Below are 16,661 nucleotides of genomic sequence, written 5' to 3'. Positions count from 1 at the left end.
GACTGGAGAGTCCGGCCTACTTCCCCCAGAAGGGGTCGCGCTTGCGGTGCTTGTCGAGGTACATCCCGAGCGCCTCGAGTTCGTCGGCGGGAATCTCGTCGGAGAGCTCCTGTTCGAGGATCTTCGCGTGTTTCTCCGGCAGGTCGACCCACAGTTCGTCGCCCTCCTCGATCTGCCGGCCCACCGTGGGGCCGTCGATGGAGACGGCCGCACGCTCGCCGGCCCGGAGTTCGTCGATGTCCTCGCCCTCGTCCTGGATGGATTTGAGGTCGCCGACACGGGTCTGCTCGTTGCCCTCCCACTTCGCGATCTTCGAGTTGCGCTTCAGCGTCCCCGAGAGCACCTCGACGCCCACGACCGCGGGGTTGGACTGGCGGAAGGTGTGGTCCTGCAGGACCTGGAAGCGGGCCGGGCGGGAGATCTTGTCGAGGACGTTCTCCTGCTGGGCGCGCTCGATCTCGGCGACGTGCTCCTCGTACTCCTCGACGAGCTGGTAGATGACGTCGTCCTCGAAGAGGGTGACGCCGGTCTCTTTCGCCCGACGCTCGGCGTCGGGCAGGACGTCGACGTTGAACGCGAGGATGCACTCGTGTTTGGACTCGTTGGCGGTGTCGGCTACCGCGATGTCGCGGGGGGCCACGTCGCCGACCTCGGCGCGGACGATGGGCACCTCCGCCTCCTCCAGCGCGTCGGCGATGGCCTCCAGCGAGCCCAGGGTGTCGGCCTTGACGACCACGCCCTCCTCGGCGGTGTGGACCTCGAACTGCGCGAGTTCCTGTTCGACCTCCTCGATGACCGTCTCGCGGTCCTGGTCGCGGACGACGCGGACCGGAGCGCCCGCCATCGCGCGGTCGAGGTCGGGTGCGGCGATCTTGATACCCGCCGCGGCGACGACCTCGTCGACGTTCTCGAACCGGCTCTCGGTCCGGATCTCCGCGAGCGGTCGGGGCTGGAGCAGCGCGCGGACCTCCGTCACGATGGGGTCGTTCTGCCCCCCGACGACGATGATGTCGTCCTCGCGGACGGTGCCGTCGTAGAGGACGACGTCGATGGTGGTGCCGAAGCCCTGCTCGTCCTTGACCTCCAGCACCGTCCCGGCCCCGGGGCCGGAGGTGTCGATGGACATCTCCTCTTTCATGTAGCGCTGGGAGAGGCCCATCATCACCGCGAGCAGGTCCGGGACGCCCTCGCCGGTCATCGCCGAGCAGGGGACGACGCCGATGTTCGAGCGGAAGTCCTGCACCCGCCAGTACATGTCCGAGGAGAACTCGTTGTCGGACATCTGGCCGATGATCTCGTAGAGGCGCTCGTTGAGGTCGGACTCGGCGCGGTCGGACTGGGCCTCGATGGATTGCTGGATGGGGGTGTCCGGCTGCGGGTTCCAGCCGGGGACGGTGTCGACCTTGTTCGCGGCGACGATGAAGGGCGTCTGGGTCCGCTTGAGGATGTCGATGGCCTCCAGCGTCTGTGGCTGGAAGCCGTCGTTCACGTCGACGACGAGGATGGCGATGTCGGCGAGCGCCCCCCCGCGCGAGCGGAGCGTGGAGAACGAGTGGTGGCCGGGCGTGTCGATGAACAGCAACCCCGGCAGGTCGAAGTCGTCGGGGTCGACCAGCTTGCCCGACAGCTCCGAGATGACGTCCAGCGGGACGGCGGTCGCGCCGATGTGCTGGGTGATGGCGCCGGCCTCGCCCTCGGTCACCGCGGAGCCGCGGATCTTGTCGAGTAGCGTCGTCTTCCCGTGGTCGACGTGGCCGAGAACGGCCACGATGGGCGTGCGGAGTTCGCCGGGGGCTGTCTCGTCCTCGGCGTCGGAGTCGGCGTCAGCGTTTGACATATGGAGATCACCCGAGAAGGTTCGTTGGCCTGTCGTGCGGTCCGAGGGGGTTTGAACCTGTCCAACCCGTCTCGCCGTGGCCCGGCCGTGCGGGACGCGCCGGGAGCGTCACTCGACGGTGAACGACGCCGTCATGCCACTGCTCTGGTGTGGGATGCATTTGTAGTCGTACGACCCCGGGACGTCGAAGGTGTAGACGTAGCTGTAGTCGCTCCCGTAGGTGGTCAGGTTGTCCCCGGGGGTGCCCGTCCAGTCCGAGTCCGACGGGATGCCGTCGGGCTTGACGTTGTGGCCGCTCCCGTCCCACGTCCAGAGCACGGTATCGCCTGCGGAGATGGTGAACGAGGCCGGGTCGAACCGGAGGTTGCCGCTCGGCGCCACGGTCACCTCCATGTCGGGGACGGGCGTCGGCGTCCCCGTCGGTGTCGGGCTCTCGGTCGCGGTGGCCTCGTCGGTCGGCGTGGCCGTGGATTCGTCCGTCGGGGTCATCTGGTCGCTGGTCGTTCCCATCGCCTCGGTCGGCGTGGGCGTCGGTTCGTCGGTGTCGGTGTCGGTGGGTGTCGCTCCGCCGTCACCGTCGTTCGTACAGCCCGCGAGTGTGACCGGTATCCCTGCGACCGCGGCCGCGCGGAGGAATCGTCGTCGTTCCATGTCCCGCTAGCGGATGGGGGGACGCAAAAGCGTTGACCAGATTCCGACCCGAAATCCCCCGCCACCGGTTCCGGACCGCGCGCGACACGCGGCCGACGGCCGTCTGACGCCGCAGGAACGTTGAAGTGGGGGCGACGGTACCGACCGGACATGTCGGAGATACTGGCCGAGAACCTCTCGGGCAAGACGGTCATGGGCGCCGACGGGGCCGAACTGGGCATGCTGTACAACGTCACGATGGACCTCAAGACCGGGACGTTGCAGAACCTCATCGTCGACCCCGGCGAGACGGGCCCCCGCGAGACCGCCTTCCAGCGCAACGACCACGGCCACTTCCTCGTCCCCATCGGCAACGTGCAGGCCGTCCGGGACCACATCGTCGTCGGCCGGTAGGCGGTCCTCCCGTTCTCGGACTCCCACGGCCACGAGGAGCCACGGCTCGCTGGCGGATTCTCGAATCAGTTCGTCCTTTCCGCGGAACGAGACACCACCCGTCGGATACTGACGGGGCTATCCGGTAGAGAGATGAAAGAGTGATTCGCGGCGTCGCTCGCCGTATCAGGAGATGAGCGTCTCCTCGCCACGCTCGACGACGATGCGGCAGGGCGGGGAGATCTTGTTGTAGGCGCGGCGGAAGGCGTCCTTCACGGTGTCGGCGTCCTCGGGGTGGACCCACGCCGTGAACAGCTGGTCGCCCTTCTGGACGCGGGCGGCCGTGCCGACGATCTTGCCGAACGACTGGCGCATCCCGTCGGAGACACGGTCGGCGCCGGCGCCGGTCGCCTGCTTGTTCTCCCGGATGACCTGATGGGGGAACTTCCGGAGGATCATCTTGTAGTCGCCCTCCTCGCCGAGCACCTTCAGCATCCGACGGTTGGCCGACAGGCGCGAGGCCTCCAGCGACCCGTGGCGGAGCTGGCAGGACTCCTCCGTGACGAGCGAGATCTGGACCTCGTACTCGTCGGGGTCCTTCTTGATCCGTCCCATCTTGTGCTGTGCGATCTTCGAGCCCGGGATGCCCGTGATGTACTCCCGTCGCGTGTACGACGGCTTGTCGATGTCCCGGTACATCGAGGCCGGTTTGTCGCTCATATTACTGATACGCACACCCAGCAGAGTTAAGAACGCTTCGAAGCCGTGTTGGGGACTCACCGCTATCGCCGGTGTTTGCCACCCCGTCGTCCCCCGTCGCGGTCCAGGCCGACTGGGGTCGGGGGCTGTCGCAGGCGGGCCTGCACGGGTTCGGGTCGGGTGGCTTCTTGTACCCTGCCCGTCTCGGGCCGGGTATGGAGGCGGACCTGGTGCTGGCACCGGTCGACGGGAGCGACAACGCCGCCGAGGCGTTCGAGTACGCCGTCGCGGTCGCCGACCGTTACGACGCGGCAGTCCACGTCCTGTTCGTGCTGGGTGAGGAGATGTCCCGCCGCGTACAGGACGGGACCATCGACGGCGAAGTGGCGGCCGAGACGACGGTCGCCGCCGTCGACCCCATCCTCGACCGACTCGACGGGACCGACCTCGAGTCGACCCACTCGTCGGCGTACGGCTACTCGACCCAGCGCCTGACCCAGCACCCCGGTAGCGTCATCACGGAGGTGGCCGACCAGCTGGGGGCGGACTTCGTCGTCCTGCCGCGCGAGCCGGTCACGGGCGACCCCCAGGCGGCTATCGAGAAGGCCGCACAGTACGTCATCGCGCACGCCGACCAGCCCGTGCTCTCGGTCTGACGAATCCTCGACTCCCCGACAGCGGTCCAGCCGCTCCGGACTGCTTCTGATAAGCTAACCTCATATTGACGGGATAACAGGCAATTGTTGTCGTGCCACGTGATAGCACATGAGTTCCGGCGCTGGTCCGACCGGCGGCCGTGTCGATACCGTCGACGGGACCGAGTCCGATGTGACCGCGGTGCGTGACGACGACTCGGACGGGTCCCGACCTACCGACCTGCCGCTCCCGCCGTATCCCGAGACCCTCGGGCACCCGGCGTTCCACTCGCTGCAGTACATGCGGAGCCCGGTGGAGCTGCTGAACCGGGGCGGGCGCGAGCAGGATATCTTCCGCGCCCACCTGGCTGGCGTGGGCGACTGGTACCAGCTCTGCCATCCGGACCACTCGAAACGCGTCCTCCTCACGGAGCGCGACCGGTTCCGCAAGTCCGACGACTTCGGCATCGCGTTCGGTGACGGCCTCCTCACCGTCGAAGGCGAGGAGTGGACCCAGCAACGACAGACCCTGCAACCGTTGTTCGTCCGCGAGAGCGTTCGCGGCTACGCGGACACGATGGTCGAGCAGGTCGAGCGCCGCGTCGACCGGTGGGACGACGGCCAGCGTCTCACCCTCCAGAGCGAGATGACCGACCTGACGCTGGACGTGCTGTTCGCCGCCATCCTCGGGCGCGAACTCCGCCTCGATGGGGACGACCGCATCCGGTGGGCCGCCGAGGCGCTCCACGACTGGTTCGTCCCCACGTCGTACCCGCTTCCCGAGTGGGTTCCCACGCCCGCGCGCCGACGATTCAAGCAGGGCAAGCAGACACTCCAGGAGGAGGCCGACCGCCTTCTGGAGGATGCCGCCGAGAACCCGCCCGCGACCCCGGACGAGGCCGACGACCTGATGCGCCTGCTCGTCGGCCTGCGCGAGGCGGGTGTGACGGACTCGGGGATGCTGACCGACGAGCGCCTGCGCGACCAGATGGTGACCATCATCTTCGCGGGCCACGACACGACGACCACGTCGCTGACGTTCGCACTGTGGGCGCTCGCGGAGCATCCCGAGGTCCGCGAGCGGTTCCAGGCCGAAGTGGATGCGCTCGATGGGCCGCCGACCGCCGAGGACATCGAGGAGGGACGGCTGGAGTTCACGGACAAGGTCGTCACCGAGACGCTCCGGCTGTTCCCCCCCGTCTATGGCCTCCCGCGCGAGGCGGCCGAGGACGTGGCGTTCGACGGCTACCGCGTCCCCGAGGGCGAGCGCATCAACATCGTCCTCTACCGCATCCAGCGCGACCCGCGGTTCTTCGACCGGCCGGACACGTTCGACCCGGACCGGTGGACCGACGAGTTCCGGCAGAACCTCCACGACTTCGCGTACGCGCCGTTCGGCGGCGGCCCACGCATCTGCATCGGCCGCCAGTTCGCCCTGCTGGAGGCGAAGCTGGCGCTGGCGACCATCGGTCGGGAGTACGAGCTCTACTTCCTCGGGGAGAACGAGGACGGTGGCCCGCCGCTCTCGCCGCAGATGACGCTGCGGATGAAGGAGGACCAGGAGTTCCTCGTTCGGGAGCGGTGACCGGGTGGGCCGCCGGCCGCTCGACCGCGCGCGCCGGAACGCGACTCCGGACGTTTTTGTCGGATTGCGACCAACGACGCGTGTGAGCGAGTCCATCCCGACGGGGTGTTCGACGGTCGACGAGCTGCTGGACGGTGGGCTGGAGCGCGGCGCCGTGACCCAGATCTACGGCCCGCCGGCCGCCGGCAAGACGAATCTCGCGCTGTCGGCCGCCGTCGGCGTCGCCGCCCGTGGCGGGACCGCCCTCTACATCGACACGGAGGGGCTCTCGGTCGACCGGCTCGAACAGCTCGCGCGTGCGCGCGTTGCGGAGATGGACGACCCCGACGCCACCGTCGAGGACCTGGCCTCGCGCATCATCATCACGGAGGCGTACGACTTCGACGAGCAGGCCGAAGCGGTGCGGGACGCCGCCGAGTTCGCCGACCGCGTCGACATCGTCGTCCTCGATTCGGCGACGGGGTTCTACCGGCTCGCGCGCGACGACGAGGACGGTGGCGCCGCGCTCCGGGACGTGGCCCGACAGGTGACCCACCTCCTCTCGCTCGCGCGCAAGCACGACCTCGCGGTCGTCATCACGAACCAGGTGTACGCCGACCCGGAGAGCGAGTCCGAGCGCCCGCGGCCGCTCGGCGGGCACACGCTGACCCACTGGTCGGGCGTCGTGCTGCGGGTCGAGCGATTCCGCGCGGGCAACCGGCGCGCGACGCTGGAGAAGCACCGCTCGAAGGCCGCGGGTGAGACGGCGCGGTTCCGGATCACCGAGGACGGGCTGGAGGGGGTCGAGGAAGGGAGTCCGGCGGAGTTCTGACGGCTACAGTCCGACGAAGACGAACGAGAGGCCGAGGAACGCGATGACAGTACCGGCGAATCGGTTGAACGTGCGGCCACTGCTACTCAGCACCCTCGGTGATTCGCAGCGCCGGTCTATCTGACACTCGATATCCAGGATTCGCTGCGGTGCGACCGCCCCCGTAATCCCGGCCGACATCATGAACAGCCCGCCGAGGATTACTCCCCAGTTCATGATTGGTTGATTTCACTCCAACTCATAAAGATTCTACCCTCGTTTTTACTGCATACGCGCGCCGAAGGCGCGCGTTTCTCCGCTCCGAGCGGCGAAGCCGCGAGGAGCGGCCTTTTTTCTGAACGTTTTTTGCGCAAGTGGTTGCCGCAGACGGCCGGCCGCAGGCCGGCCGACAAGGCAACCCGCAGCGCAAAAAAGCTCGTTTAGAGCTCGCCCAGCTTCCGCAGGAGCTGGCCCTCGTACTCCTCGTCGGCGCGCATCCCCTTCCGCTCGAGGACGTTCCGTTCGAGCGTGTCGAGCGCGACGTGGAAGGCGGATTCGGCGCCGTAGCCCTCCCCGGAGCCGGCCATCTGCCCGACGTTCGTCCGGAGGCGGATCTGGCACTGTACCAGCGGCGTGCCCCGGAGCTTCTCGTCGTGCTCGTGGAAGCGGACGTGCGCGTGCTGGACCTGCATCTTCGCGAACTTGTCCGTGGTCTCCTCGATGGAGCGGACGATCTCCTCGCGCGAGAGGGTCTCCAGCAGCTTCACGTTCGTGATCTGGACGTCCATGTGCTCCTCCTCGGTGTAGGAGAGCGCACGCAGTACGTCCGTCTTCGTGAGGATGCCGGCGATGAGGTCGTCGTCGTCGTCCGGCGTGACCACGAGGCCGGCGTAGTCGTTCTCCAGCATCCGCTCGACGGCCTCGCGGACGGATTCGCCCTGGGTCACGGTCGACACCGGGCTGCTCATCAGGTCCGCCACCGGAAGGTCGAGGACGCGGTCGATGTCGCCCGCGCGGTCGCCGCGGGTCGTGCGGTCCTTGCGCTGGACCACGAACTCCGCGATGTCGTGGGTCGTCAGCATCCCCGTCAGCCGGCCGTTCTCGTTGACTACGGGGAGCCGCGAGATACCGTTCTCCCGGAGGCGGTTGATGGCCTGCCCGACGCTCGCGTCCTCGGGGAGCGTGCTGACCTCACGCGTGGCGATCTGCTCGACCGTCAGCACGTCGAGGTTGTCGAGGACGGCCTCGAGGATGGCGTCCTCCGTGACGACGCCCCAGAGCCGGTCGGCCTCGAACACGGGCGCCAGCTTCACGCCACCCTCCACCAGAACCCGCGCCACGTCCCGGACGTTCGCCGTCCGGTCGACCTTGGGCGCGGTCTGTGTCATCTTCCCCGCCTTCGCGTCGTCCTCGACGTGGGACTGGAGCAACTGGCGCTCCGTGATGACGCCCGCGTACTCGTCGTCCTCTGTGACGATGACGCTCTTGGGGTTCTCGCGGTCGAACAGCGAGCGGACCTTGGCCAACCGTTCGTCACTATCCACCTGCACGTACTCGCGGGTCGCGATATCTGCGATGTCCATCGTCTTCTCCCGAAACGGTTGACCGCCCGCGCTCTTAAGATTGGTTCTCGACGTGGCTGGTTCCACCTCTATGTCGACGGGTGTACGGGAGACGTGAGGATACGGAGTCCGGGGTGGACGGCCGCGAGAAATGGGTTGGGCCGGCTCCCAGGTTACGATGGGGACCACTCGCCGGTAGTTACAGACGGACCCCCGTGGAGTTGAAGCGCGGGCGGACTCGCGGAGGTGATGACCGATGGGTTGCGTTACAGACGGACCCTCGTGGGGTTGAAGCGGCAGCGCCGAGACCATCGCCGCCCAGTCGCCGGCCGAGGTCGCCGACGAGGTCGACGGCGTGGGCGAGGTCTACGCCGAGCGGGCGGTCACCGCGGTGAGGGCCTCGGCTGAAGCGTAGTACGTGAGATCGGAGTCTCGCTCTGTCCGCTCACTCTACCGGGATTTCGTCTTCACAGACTGGGCAATGGTAGGTACGACCCAGGGTGGTTAACTCGGACTCCGTACCAGTCCAGCCGCAGCCAGGACATTGGACGGGAACTGACTGTGACATTGGATGTAGGCCCACCATAGGACGACTCAAAAGCGTGGTGCAGGCCGGGGGATTCGAAGACCCCGAAAGCGTCCCGGCCGCCTGGACGGCTGCTGTACCGCCCAGTGACCGTCCCACGACCCGTCGTGGCTCTCCTCGCAGGCACAACTGGACGTCTGGGCTGGCACTGGCGAGCGGGGGGAGAATCACCCACCGTGCCAGCCCAGGGACAGCGGGCGGTGGTCGCTACTAAAAGATTCACGCGGTTATACAGGTATCTCTTCACCGAGCAGTTTCTCCCGGTCGTTGGTCGCGCGTGCCCAGGTCATTTGATTTCGATGAGCGTCTCCGCCCCGTCCTCCGACGTGGTGGTGATGGATCCCTTTCTGTGCGTCGTGAGCTTTCGCCGCTCAGTTCAGGACCGGCCACAATCCGTCGGGAGGACGAGGATGTCTGCTTCCGGCCAGTCGCCAGCGACGACAGCCACCTTGTGACAGTCATCGCCGTCACCTCTGGACGCCTTCAGCACTGCGTGTTGCCACTCGCTGGTGGTCGTTCTGGCTCGGACTTCCCATCTTTGCGCGGTGGGATTCCGTCGCCACTCGTAGAGAACGATCTGGGTACGTTCTTCGGGCGAGCCCGGCTCGAGTTGGTAGGACGAGTCGAGGACGGTTGTTCCGTCTCGAATGACCTCGACCTCGATCTCTGCTCGTTCGTCGATACTGTTTGCAAGTTCAACGCGGCCGAGTTCCTGCGTTCGCATTCTGAGTTCCGCTTTGACCGAGGTCGCAGATGGGGTCACTGAGGTCATCGAGCGGGACGCGCGGCTGCTGCTCGCTCACGAAATACCACCTCGGTTACATACACCGGTTGCACACAAAAACCTCTTATCGAAGGTGTGAACGGTATAAAATAGTGGGTTGGGGCGGATTACGCGGATAACTTATCGGAATGTGATTGTGATTATTCATTGGGGTCCTCCATAGCCAATCGGGTAACGGTTTCCGAGCGACGCTTGTGGAACGCTTCGTCCGCATCAGCCACGTCGTAGTGCTTTCTGATCGTCTCCGGACTGGCGTTGACGCGACGGCTGACTTCGTGTTCGTCGAGCCCGCGGTTGAGCTGCCAGGTGATGCTCCCGGTCCGTACCCGATGGGGCGAGAGCGTCGAGGGACACTTGTTCGCGGAGGTCCGGTCGAACCAGTCACAGGTGGCCCGCTGCCGGTCGTGTGGACAGGGACTCGCTCGACACGGGGCCGTCGCGTAGTAGATCCACTTCCGGATGGTGTTCGTACTGACCCGGCCGCGGCTCGTCGTGAGCAGCGGCCGGCGCTTGTGGTCATCGACGAGTTCCGTCCGCTGAAGCGCGAGGTACCGCTTGACGGTCGTCGCCGTCTCGTCGGGGATGCCGACGAGCCGCTCGCCCTTCTGCCCGTTCTTGAGGGTGGTGTCGGACTCGGGCCGGTGGACGAACCGGACGGTCCCGGCGTCGGTGTCGACATCCCCCACATCGAGGGCACGGATCGCGCCCATCCGCGCGCCGATGAACCACAGCAGCTCCAGGGCGACGTGATGGGCGCTGGCGCGCTCGTCGCCGTCGCGAAAGGCGCGGATGAGCGCCAGCGCCCGCTCGCTCTCCAGCCGCTCGGAGTTGACCTCGTCGCTCTCGTCGATGCTGGGTGGGTCGATCTTGTCGGGCAACCCCTCCTCGACCAGCTCGACGCGCTCGCAGTACGCGAGGAACTGCCGCAGTGTGGTGAGTTCGTTCGAGAGCGTGACCGGGCTGACGCCGGCCGCGCGCCGGGCCTGTTCGTAGCTATCGAGGTCCCAGCCCGAGAGGTCACGCACCGACTCGATGCCCTCCTCGTCGCACCACTCGACGAACAGCTTGAGCCGGTACCAGTACCCCGAGACCGTCGCCTCGGCCTTGTCGACGCGCAGCTTGTCGAGCCAGCGCTCGACAGCCTCGCGCGGGGATAGGTCGGGCGCACGGCTCACTGCGTACCCTCCAGCAGCGCCTCCTCGGCTGCCACGACCCGCTGGAACGCCTCGGTGCTCCCGCCGTTGTCTGGGTGGGTCTGCTTCTTCCGAGCGCGTGCGGCCCCCTTCACGACGCTCTCGGGCGCATCCTGCCGCACCCCGAGCACCTCGTGCGGTGGCGGCCCGGTCGCGACGGCCTCCTCGCCACCGGGCAGGGCTTGGGTCTCGAATTCGCTCCCGACCGTGCCGACCCCGTAGCGGTCCAGGGCGCGTTTGGCCTGCAGATACTTCGCGATGGCCCGGGCGTTGTCCCGGAGGGTGTCCCACCGGTCACACGGGAACGCCCGCCCCTCCCCATCGAGGTCGCAGTAGACGACGACACCCGGGTCGTCGGGCTCGCGGTCCTGGTAGGGCCGATGCGGGTTGGCCTGCGTGTGTGGCGCCGCGGTCTCGACGCGCGGGTTGACCGCGTCCATCTGCTCCAGCTCGGCGAGGATGGAGTCGAACGCCTCGGTCCGGGAGACGCGGAAGCCGTGCGGGTACGAGGTGCGCTCCTCGGCCGGCGTGCGGTCGAATCCTGCTGGCCAATCCAGGCCGCTCACCGCGGCTCACCTCCGTCGGTCGCGACCTCCTGACTCTCCTCCTCTGGGTCGTCGTAGATGAGTGCGTGGGCAGCGTCGTGAACAGCCTGCGCCTGACCGCTTCGAGCATACTCGCCACACTCCGCGCAGGTCGGCGGGTCACCGACGCTGAATCGCCAGCGCTCGGTTCCGCACCTCTGGCAGGCCGGGAAGGCGGCGATGGGTCGCTGTTCCAGCTCCTGCCATAGGCGCAACGAGCGCTTCCAGAGCTCGGACTCCGAGTCGAGTGAAGCCACGTCGTAGCGCTGGTACTCCTCCTGGAGTTCACGGGTGGTCAGCTCCGACGGGTCGGTCTGGGGAACACCCCCATCGGTCGCGACCGCTTGCTCTTCCGCGTGGTCGGCAGCGCGCAGGAGCGCCTTCCCGAGCCGACGCGCATCGCTCGGATCGAGCCCGGCGAGAACGCCGACCGAGCCGTTATCAGGGCTGCATTTGAGGAGGAACTGGACCTTCCCGTTCCAGCACTCCTCGATGCTGTACAGCGCACCCGCCTCGTCGAGCTCCATGTGCGTCCACGGTGACTCGACGCTGGCTGTGGCCGTCGTGTCGCCACGGAACGGGTACGAGATGGGGTCGCTGTCGGCCGCGCTCGTCCCTGGGTAGCCCTCGCTGCTGTCGAGCTGGTCGTGCTCGTCGAGGTCCTCACCGCCGTCAGGCAGCACCGCGTCGGGGTCGGCATCGAGCAGTGCCTGCTGGGTCTCCGGCAGCGGCGGGGCCGACCCCTCGCGCTCGCGGCGCTCGGGGGCGTCGAACTCCGTGCCACACCGCGAGCAGCCGTACCGATACTCCGAGGCCGGCGTCCGCATCGAGCCCACTCGCGGGCTGAAATCATGCGCGCCACACTCGGGACAGACCGCGACCTGCCCGCCGTCGGTCACCAGATCGTCGGGGTCGGCCTCGACCAGCGACTTCGCGAGCCCGTTCCGGGTGTCGCCGGACCGTTTCGCGGGGCGCTCGACGGGCTCATCGAAGTCGTGGCCACAGGCCGAACAGTGGAACCGTTCGGGACTGCCCGGCGGCGCCCCCGACGCGCTGGAGCCGTCGCGAGCGACCTTGAACGAGGAGTTGTCGCACTCGGGACAGGCCTCGACGCGGTCTCGGCCCCCATCGGGCACCAGATCGTCCGGGTCGGCATCGACGAGCGACTTCGCGGGCCCGTGCCGACACGAGCCCGACTCGCGCTCGGGCGACCGTTCGATGGGCGCCTCGAACGCCTCGCCACAGTCCTGACACGTCCACGACGCGCTCGCGGGCTCGCCGCCGAAGGGGGCGCCGGGGTGGTACTCGATACTCGCACTCTCGCAGGTCGGGCACGCGGTGACGGCCTCGTCGTCGGTGTCGTCGAGCCCCAGCTCATCACGGAGGTCGTCATCCTCGACGAGCGCCCGCTGGGCGGCGAGGATATCCTGGGAGTGCCCCATCACAGCCCACCTCCGGCGACGAGCAGCCCGCCCAGGACGATGCCCAGCAGCGCGACGGTCAGATGCGAGAGGATGAAGAATCGCACCCCGGGCCCGGCGCGGGTCGTGGCGCTCATGACTGGCCCCCCGGCCGGACGACACTCCGGCGCTCGATGGTGTAGTCGGTGCCCGGATGGACCTCCGAGCGCCGGTACTGCTCGTAGAGGTTCTCGACGGTGCCGAAATCGCTCGTCCACGCCGTGTGGATCGCGAGGTCCCCGACGTGCCAACGCAGGCGCCACTCGTCGTCGGTCAATTCCTCGTCGGTACGTTCTTCAGACGGGTTCGCTAGACTTGGCATGGTCTCGTTGATACGGGGCTGTGGTCCGAGCCGGAGCGCGCCGGGCTTTGGACAGTTGAGGCGCGCTCCGAGGGGACCACGGACGGGATAGTCGTGTAGCGGTGCGACTGGTCGGTCATCGGTCGGGAGCCTCACGTTCGTCGAGGACGCGGCTCCGCACTTCCTCGATCTCGGCCATCGTCACCGGCGACAACCGGATCGGCTCGGGGAGGGTGGACGCACGGAAGTGACACCCACCGTACTGGTCGACCTCGACCCGGAGGTCCTCGTGGACGTGGACCGTCTCGACCGGGGAGTGGTCCAGCGTCATCGGTCGGCCTCCGTCGGGAGCGCGGTCCGGTTCTCCATGTACTGGCGGTTGTAGACGGCGGGGTAGACACCGCTCTCGTGGCCGAAATCCGGCAGTCCGACCAGCCGCCACACCTCGTCTTTCTTGTGGAGTTCGAGCGTCACCTCGCCGCGCGCGAACCCGTCGTTGGTGTAGTGGCCGTAGGCGAACTCGATGAGTTCGGCCCACTGGCGAAGGTACGCCGGACAGTACGTGCCCAGCTGGACGCGCTCGTCGGGCTCGGTGCGGTCGTCGACGGCGACGCCCGCGACCGTCGCGGGGTCGTTGGCGAACTCGCGGTCGAGGAGGTCGTCCCAGTGACTGTGACCTCGGTAGCTCTCGGTACCGGCCTCCGGGAACACGGGCATTCCGGGCGGGTAGATCGATTCGTCGCTGTCGGTGTCGTTCGAACTCATGACTCGTCCTCCATCGCGTCGACGGCATCGCCGGTCGCACTGTGCAGGAAGCGCACGTCCGGGTCGGTGAGCCGCAGCTGGAGCCGCTGTTCGGCCGTGCGCCCTTCGAGGATGTAGTGGCCATCCTCGGCGCTCCCGAACGACCAGTTCCAGTGTGGCGCCGGCGGCTCGTCGTCCGCTTCGCGCAGGGTGGTGAGTGCGGTCTCGAACGCCTCGATCTCGGCGTCGGACAGTGCGGGCTCGGCCGCCGTGAGGAGGCCGTCGAGCCGGTCGAGTGGGGCGTCGCTGGTGGTCATCGGTCGCCCTCCGTGTCGCCGCGGTAGACCAGCCCGTCGATGGTCTCCTCGTACACGTCGGCCTCGCCGACCGAGAGGTGGTCGCCGAGAGTGTGGTCGACCGGCTCGGCACGCTCGATACCGGGGACGCGTTCCAGCGCGTCCTCGACCGCCGGCAGCACGCGAAGCTGGCTCGGGAAGAACGGGACGATCTCGTCGCTCCGTGGCGCCGAGGAGACGGGCTTCAGCCGGACGAGTTCCGCGACGCCGGATTCCAGCACGTCGTACCGGAGTTCGAGTTCGTGCCCGTGGGTCTGCTCGAAGTACTCGACATCCACATCGACGCGCAGCGGGACGCCATCACGGTCGCGGGTGGTCGTGAGACGCCGGATTTCGACGATGGGGTATCGGTCTTCGACCTGTGCCTCGGTCGTGTTGGTGTCGTCGGTACTCATGCGTGGGCACCCTCCAGCTCGGCGCGCTGCCGGAACTCGGTGCGCGCCCGGTCGAACGCACCCTCCTGCAGGTAGCGCTCGATCACTTCCGCATCTGCGCGGGCGAGCTGGTCCGCGGCGACCGCGTGGGTCAGCGCGTCGAGCAGCTCGTGGCGCAGGTCCGCAACCCGCTGCTCGGCCTGTTCGAAGGCGTGCTGTGCGGCGACGGCGTCGGCCGCGAGGTCGATGAACGCGTGCTCGCGGGGCTGGCTGTGGGCCATGCCAGTACGGTCGGGCCGAGGGGGCCGTAAGGCCGCCCCGGGCGTGTCCGAAGTGTCCGAAAGGCGCCGGGCCGTCGGATTCGGCGTGGTTGGGGGGCGCTGCGACTCGAATCGCGGATGTCCGAAACGTGTCCGATGGTCGGACGGTCGGTCGGAGCCGGCGGGTGGCCGGCGCGCGGTGTCGGTCGTCATGGGCGCACGGCGCTCGTCGCGCCGTCACCAGGGCTATACGAGGCAGGGTTTGTATAGTTTGCGTGTATTCAAGCAAATATGAGTGATAACGATAAATCTCGCTCAAATGCTGGCAGAGTTGCTAACGCTGCTAATTTTATGCATCGCTCTGAAGCCACCTGCATGGGAAAGGAGGAGCGGATGGAGATGGTTCTGCAGCTCCTCCACGAGTCGGAGTTGGCGCTACCCCCGGGCGTGATATTCCGGAATCTGAAATCTCGCGGAGCGACGTTCGAGCGACGAACGCTTGGGAATTACCTCGATGAGCTGCAGGATGAGGGATTGGTAATCAAAGTAGACCCCGACGAACTGGAGAAAGGGAATATCGTGGAGATAGACACCGACGAGACGGGTTATTACATCCTCACGACTGAAGGTGAAGAGCGACTAGAGTAGATACTAATTCTGTCGCACTTTTGCGTGTTTTCACGCAACTATTAAGTACCTCCCGCTCATGAGCATTTAGTAGGCACACCGGCCTCTCGGGGCTGATTTCAGCGGATGAATGATGCCCGAGTGATGGCACACTCGGGCCGGTGTCCTATCCCAGGACAATGAGCACTACCATCCACTCTGACAAGACCGTTGGGGTGCGCCCGAAGTACCTCGCACTGGGCGTCGACCGCGACGGTCGCTGGCACACGTACCGCACGACCGACGAGACCATTCTGGTGACCGACGACACGGGTCTCTGTCACGTCGAGCGACTGCACGGCCGCCCAGTTCGGCACTGGGTCGCGTACATCGACGACGGCGTCGGCTGGGTCGACCACCCCGACGCGAGCCCGGGCCGCGGCTGGCTGGAGGCGGTCGCGGCATGAGCACCACCGACGGCGCGCTGGCCCGTTGTCTCGGCTGTGGCGCCGAGTTCGACAGCGTCCGCGAACTGTGCCGTGGCGCCGCCCACGCCGAAACCTGCGACGAGCCCGGCGAGGTGTTCCCATGAGCGAGTACGAGCCTGAACCCGACTGGCAGTTCGTTCGCGCTCGCGTCCGGAAGGCCAGTCGTCTCGCCCGGCATCCCGAAGCCCGGAAGGAACTCCGCGCGGTCCTGGGCGAGCTGGCGCCCGACCTCGGCGCCCCCATCGAGCAGTGTCCGGCCTGTGGGGTGCTGGGCACGCGCGAGCGACTCCGAGAGCACGACTGCTGGTAGCGCCTGATTACTCCCCGACCAGTCACCCCTGCTTGCGAGTCCAAAAGCGAACGGATTCGCAAGCGAGAGGACTATTTTCGTCGTAAATATAAAGAGAACTGGCCGAGGCTAGCGGGACACCCACAGAAGCCGGCGGGGGGTGACCAGTGCCGGCGGTGGGACTGACGTGGTGCGGATGCACAGTCCTTCCGCCCGGGGCCTCGCGGGCTGCGTGGCGACCAACCATGACGGAATACAAAGTGCTCCCCAGCGGGAATCAATGGCGAGTCGAGAAAGGAAACGGCAGTGTCGTCTCGAACCACCGGAAGAAGGCGCCAGCGGTCTCCTCGGCCAAGTCCCAGGCCGGCAGCGGTGACGTGGTGATTATCCGGCGGTCCGACGGCACGATTCAGGACCGGCACGAATACTGAACCTCGGGCGACGACTGCACGGGCGCCGCCACGCCCCAATACGTCGTCCCGACCTGCATCCTCCTTGGCACGCT

At 67.2% G+C, this 16,661-nt stretch carries 24 protein-coding genes; 9 read left to right on the top strand and 15 right to left on the bottom strand.

Annotated features, from left to right (window positions below; translation table 11 throughout):
• Positions 1-16: 16 nt before the first annotated feature.
• Together infB and NL114_RS02105 are read right to left on the bottom strand one after the other, a co-directional pair.
• Complete coding sequence (gene infB, locus NL114_RS02110; protein WP_254823153.1) at positions 17-1,837, bottom strand: translation initiation factor IF-2; 1,821 nt, start codon at positions 1,835-1,837, stop codon at positions 17-19.
• A 108-nt stretch (positions 1,838-1,945) separates the two neighbouring features.
• Positions 1,946-2,488: a plastocyanin/azurin family copper-binding protein gene (locus NL114_RS02105; RefSeq protein WP_254823152.1), complete on the bottom strand. Its 543-nt coding sequence runs from the start codon at positions 2,486-2,488 to the stop codon at positions 1,946-1,948.
• A 150-nt stretch (positions 2,489-2,638) separates the two neighbouring features.
• Between NL114_RS02105 and NL114_RS02100 the strand changes: the two genes are divergently transcribed.
• The gene (locus NL114_RS02100) at positions 2,639-2,881 is read left to right on the top strand and encodes a PRC-barrel domain-containing protein (RefSeq protein WP_254823151.1); all 243 of its coding nucleotides are present in this window, start codon (positions 2,639-2,641) and stop codon (positions 2,879-2,881) included.
• Positions 2,882-3,046: 165 nt separating this feature from the next.
• Here the strand turns inward: NL114_RS02100 and NL114_RS02095 are convergent, their stop codons facing one another.
• Positions 3,047-3,580 (bottom strand): 50S ribosomal protein L16, encoded by a 534-nt coding sequence (locus tag NL114_RS02095; protein WP_254823150.1) that lies wholly within the window; start codon positions 3,578-3,580, stop codon positions 3,047-3,049.
• Between the two features lie 194 nt (positions 3,581-3,774).
• Here NL114_RS02095 and NL114_RS02090 point away from each other — a divergent pair, with 194 nt between their 5' ends.
• The 3 genes from NL114_RS02090 to radB all read left to right on the top strand — a co-directional run bounded on the left by NL114_RS02090 (position 3,775) and on the right by radB (position 6,590).
• Entirely contained in the window at positions 3,775-4,215 is a 441-nt protein-coding gene (locus NL114_RS02090) for a universal stress protein (RefSeq protein WP_254823149.1), read from the top strand.
• 109 nt (positions 4,216-4,324) lie between these two features.
• Positions 4,325-5,779 carry a cytochrome P450 gene (locus tag NL114_RS02085; RefSeq protein WP_254823148.1) on the top strand — a complete coding sequence of 485 codons (1,455 nt, stop codon included), beginning with the start codon at positions 4,325-4,327 and terminating at the stop codon, positions 5,777-5,779.
• 82 nt (positions 5,780-5,861) lie between these two features.
• On the top strand, positions 5,862-6,590 hold the full coding sequence (gene radB, locus NL114_RS02080) for a DNA repair and recombination protein RadB (protein WP_254823147.1): 729 nt from the start codon (positions 5,862-5,864) through the stop codon (positions 6,588-6,590).
• 3 nt (positions 6,591-6,593) lie between these two features.
• Here the strand turns inward: radB and NL114_RS02075 are convergent, their stop codons facing one another.
• From NL114_RS02075 to NL114_RS02020, 12 genes are all read right to left on the bottom strand, one after another.
• Positions 6,594-6,806, bottom strand: coding sequence for a hypothetical protein (locus NL114_RS02075; protein ID WP_254823146.1), 213 nt, complete (start codon positions 6,804-6,806; stop codon positions 6,594-6,596).
• A 203-nt stretch (positions 6,807-7,009) separates the two neighbouring features.
• Positions 7,010-8,152, bottom strand: coding sequence for a CBS domain-containing protein (locus NL114_RS02070; protein ID WP_254823145.1), 1,143 nt, complete (start codon positions 8,150-8,152; stop codon positions 7,010-7,012).
• Positions 8,153-9,093: 941 nt separating this feature from the next.
• Positions 9,094-9,489 (bottom strand): hypothetical protein, encoded by a 396-nt coding sequence (locus NL114_RS02065; protein ID WP_254823144.1) that lies wholly within the window; start codon positions 9,487-9,489, stop codon positions 9,094-9,096.
• Between the two features lie 152 nt (positions 9,490-9,641).
• Complete coding sequence (locus NL114_RS02060) at positions 9,642-10,676, bottom strand: tyrosine-type recombinase/integrase (RefSeq protein ID WP_254823143.1); 1,035 nt, start codon at positions 10,674-10,676, stop codon at positions 9,642-9,644.
• Entirely contained in the window at positions 10,673-11,260 is a 588-nt protein-coding gene (locus tag NL114_RS02055; RefSeq protein ID WP_254823142.1) for a J domain-containing protein, read from the bottom strand. Before NL114_RS02055 ends, NL114_RS02060 begins: the two co-directional genes overlap by 4 nt.
• The gene (locus NL114_RS02050) at positions 11,257-12,720 is read right to left on the bottom strand and encodes a hypothetical protein (protein WP_254823141.1); all 1,464 of its coding nucleotides are present in this window, start codon (positions 12,718-12,720) and stop codon (positions 11,257-11,259) included. The genes NL114_RS02055 and NL114_RS02050 overlap by 4 nt, the downstream gene beginning before the upstream one ends.
• A 112-nt stretch (positions 12,721-12,832) precedes the next feature.
• Positions 12,833-13,060: a hypothetical protein gene (locus tag NL114_RS02045; protein WP_254823140.1), complete on the bottom strand. Its 228-nt coding sequence runs from the start codon at positions 13,058-13,060 to the stop codon at positions 12,833-12,835.
• A gap of 115 nt (positions 13,061-13,175) precedes the next feature.
• Positions 13,176-13,370: a hypothetical protein gene (locus NL114_RS02040; RefSeq protein WP_254823139.1), complete on the bottom strand. Its 195-nt coding sequence runs from the start codon at positions 13,368-13,370 to the stop codon at positions 13,176-13,178.
• The gene (locus tag NL114_RS02035) at positions 13,367-13,804 is read right to left on the bottom strand and encodes a hypothetical protein (RefSeq protein ID WP_254823138.1); all 438 of its coding nucleotides are present in this window, start codon (positions 13,802-13,804) and stop codon (positions 13,367-13,369) included. The genes NL114_RS02040 and NL114_RS02035 overlap by 4 nt, the downstream gene beginning before the upstream one ends.
• Positions 13,801-14,100: a hypothetical protein gene (locus NL114_RS02030; protein ID WP_254823137.1), complete on the bottom strand. Its 300-nt coding sequence runs from the start codon at positions 14,098-14,100 to the stop codon at positions 13,801-13,803. The genes NL114_RS02035 and NL114_RS02030 overlap by 4 nt, the downstream gene beginning before the upstream one ends.
• Positions 14,097-14,534 (bottom strand): hypothetical protein, encoded by a 438-nt coding sequence (locus tag NL114_RS02025; RefSeq protein ID WP_254823136.1) that lies wholly within the window; start codon positions 14,532-14,534, stop codon positions 14,097-14,099. Before NL114_RS02025 ends, NL114_RS02030 begins: the two co-directional genes overlap by 4 nt.
• Entirely contained in the window at positions 14,531-14,794 is a 264-nt protein-coding gene (locus NL114_RS02020; protein WP_254823135.1) for a hypothetical protein, read from the bottom strand. Before NL114_RS02020 ends, NL114_RS02025 begins: the two co-directional genes overlap by 4 nt.
• 354 nt (positions 14,795-15,148) lie before the next feature.
• Between NL114_RS02020 and NL114_RS02015 the strand changes: the two genes are divergently transcribed.
• The 5 genes from NL114_RS02015 to NL114_RS02000 all read left to right on the top strand — a co-directional run bounded on the left by NL114_RS02015 (position 15,149) and on the right by NL114_RS02000 (position 16,587).
• On the top strand, positions 15,149-15,421 hold the full coding sequence (locus NL114_RS02015) for a hypothetical protein (protein ID WP_254823134.1): 273 nt from the start codon (positions 15,149-15,151) through the stop codon (positions 15,419-15,421).
• A 158-nt stretch (positions 15,422-15,579) separates the two neighbouring features.
• Positions 15,580-15,846, top strand: coding sequence for a hypothetical protein (locus tag NL114_RS02010; RefSeq protein WP_254823133.1), 267 nt, complete (start codon positions 15,580-15,582; stop codon positions 15,844-15,846).
• A complete protein-coding gene (locus tag NL114_RS21580) occupies positions 15,843-15,971 on the top strand; it encodes a hypothetical protein (RefSeq protein ID WP_286671093.1) in 129 nt (42 codons plus the stop codon). Before NL114_RS02010 ends, NL114_RS21580 begins: the two co-directional genes overlap by 4 nt.
• A complete protein-coding gene (locus NL114_RS02005) occupies positions 15,968-16,177 on the top strand; it encodes a hypothetical protein (RefSeq protein WP_254823132.1) in 210 nt (69 codons plus the stop codon). The genes NL114_RS21580 and NL114_RS02005 overlap by 4 nt, the downstream gene beginning before the upstream one ends.
• A 224-nt stretch (positions 16,178-16,401) precedes the next feature.
• Entirely contained in the window at positions 16,402-16,587 is a 186-nt protein-coding gene (locus tag NL114_RS02000) for a DUF2188 domain-containing protein (RefSeq protein WP_254823131.1), read from the top strand.
• Positions 16,588-16,661 lie beyond the last annotated feature (74 nt).

This window comes from Haloglomus halophilum, from assembly GCF_024298885.1.
Lineage (GTDB): Archaea > Halobacteriota > Halobacteria > Halobacteriales > Haloarculaceae > Haloglomus > Haloglomus halophilum.
This window is presented reverse-complemented; position numbering and strand designations above follow the sequence as displayed.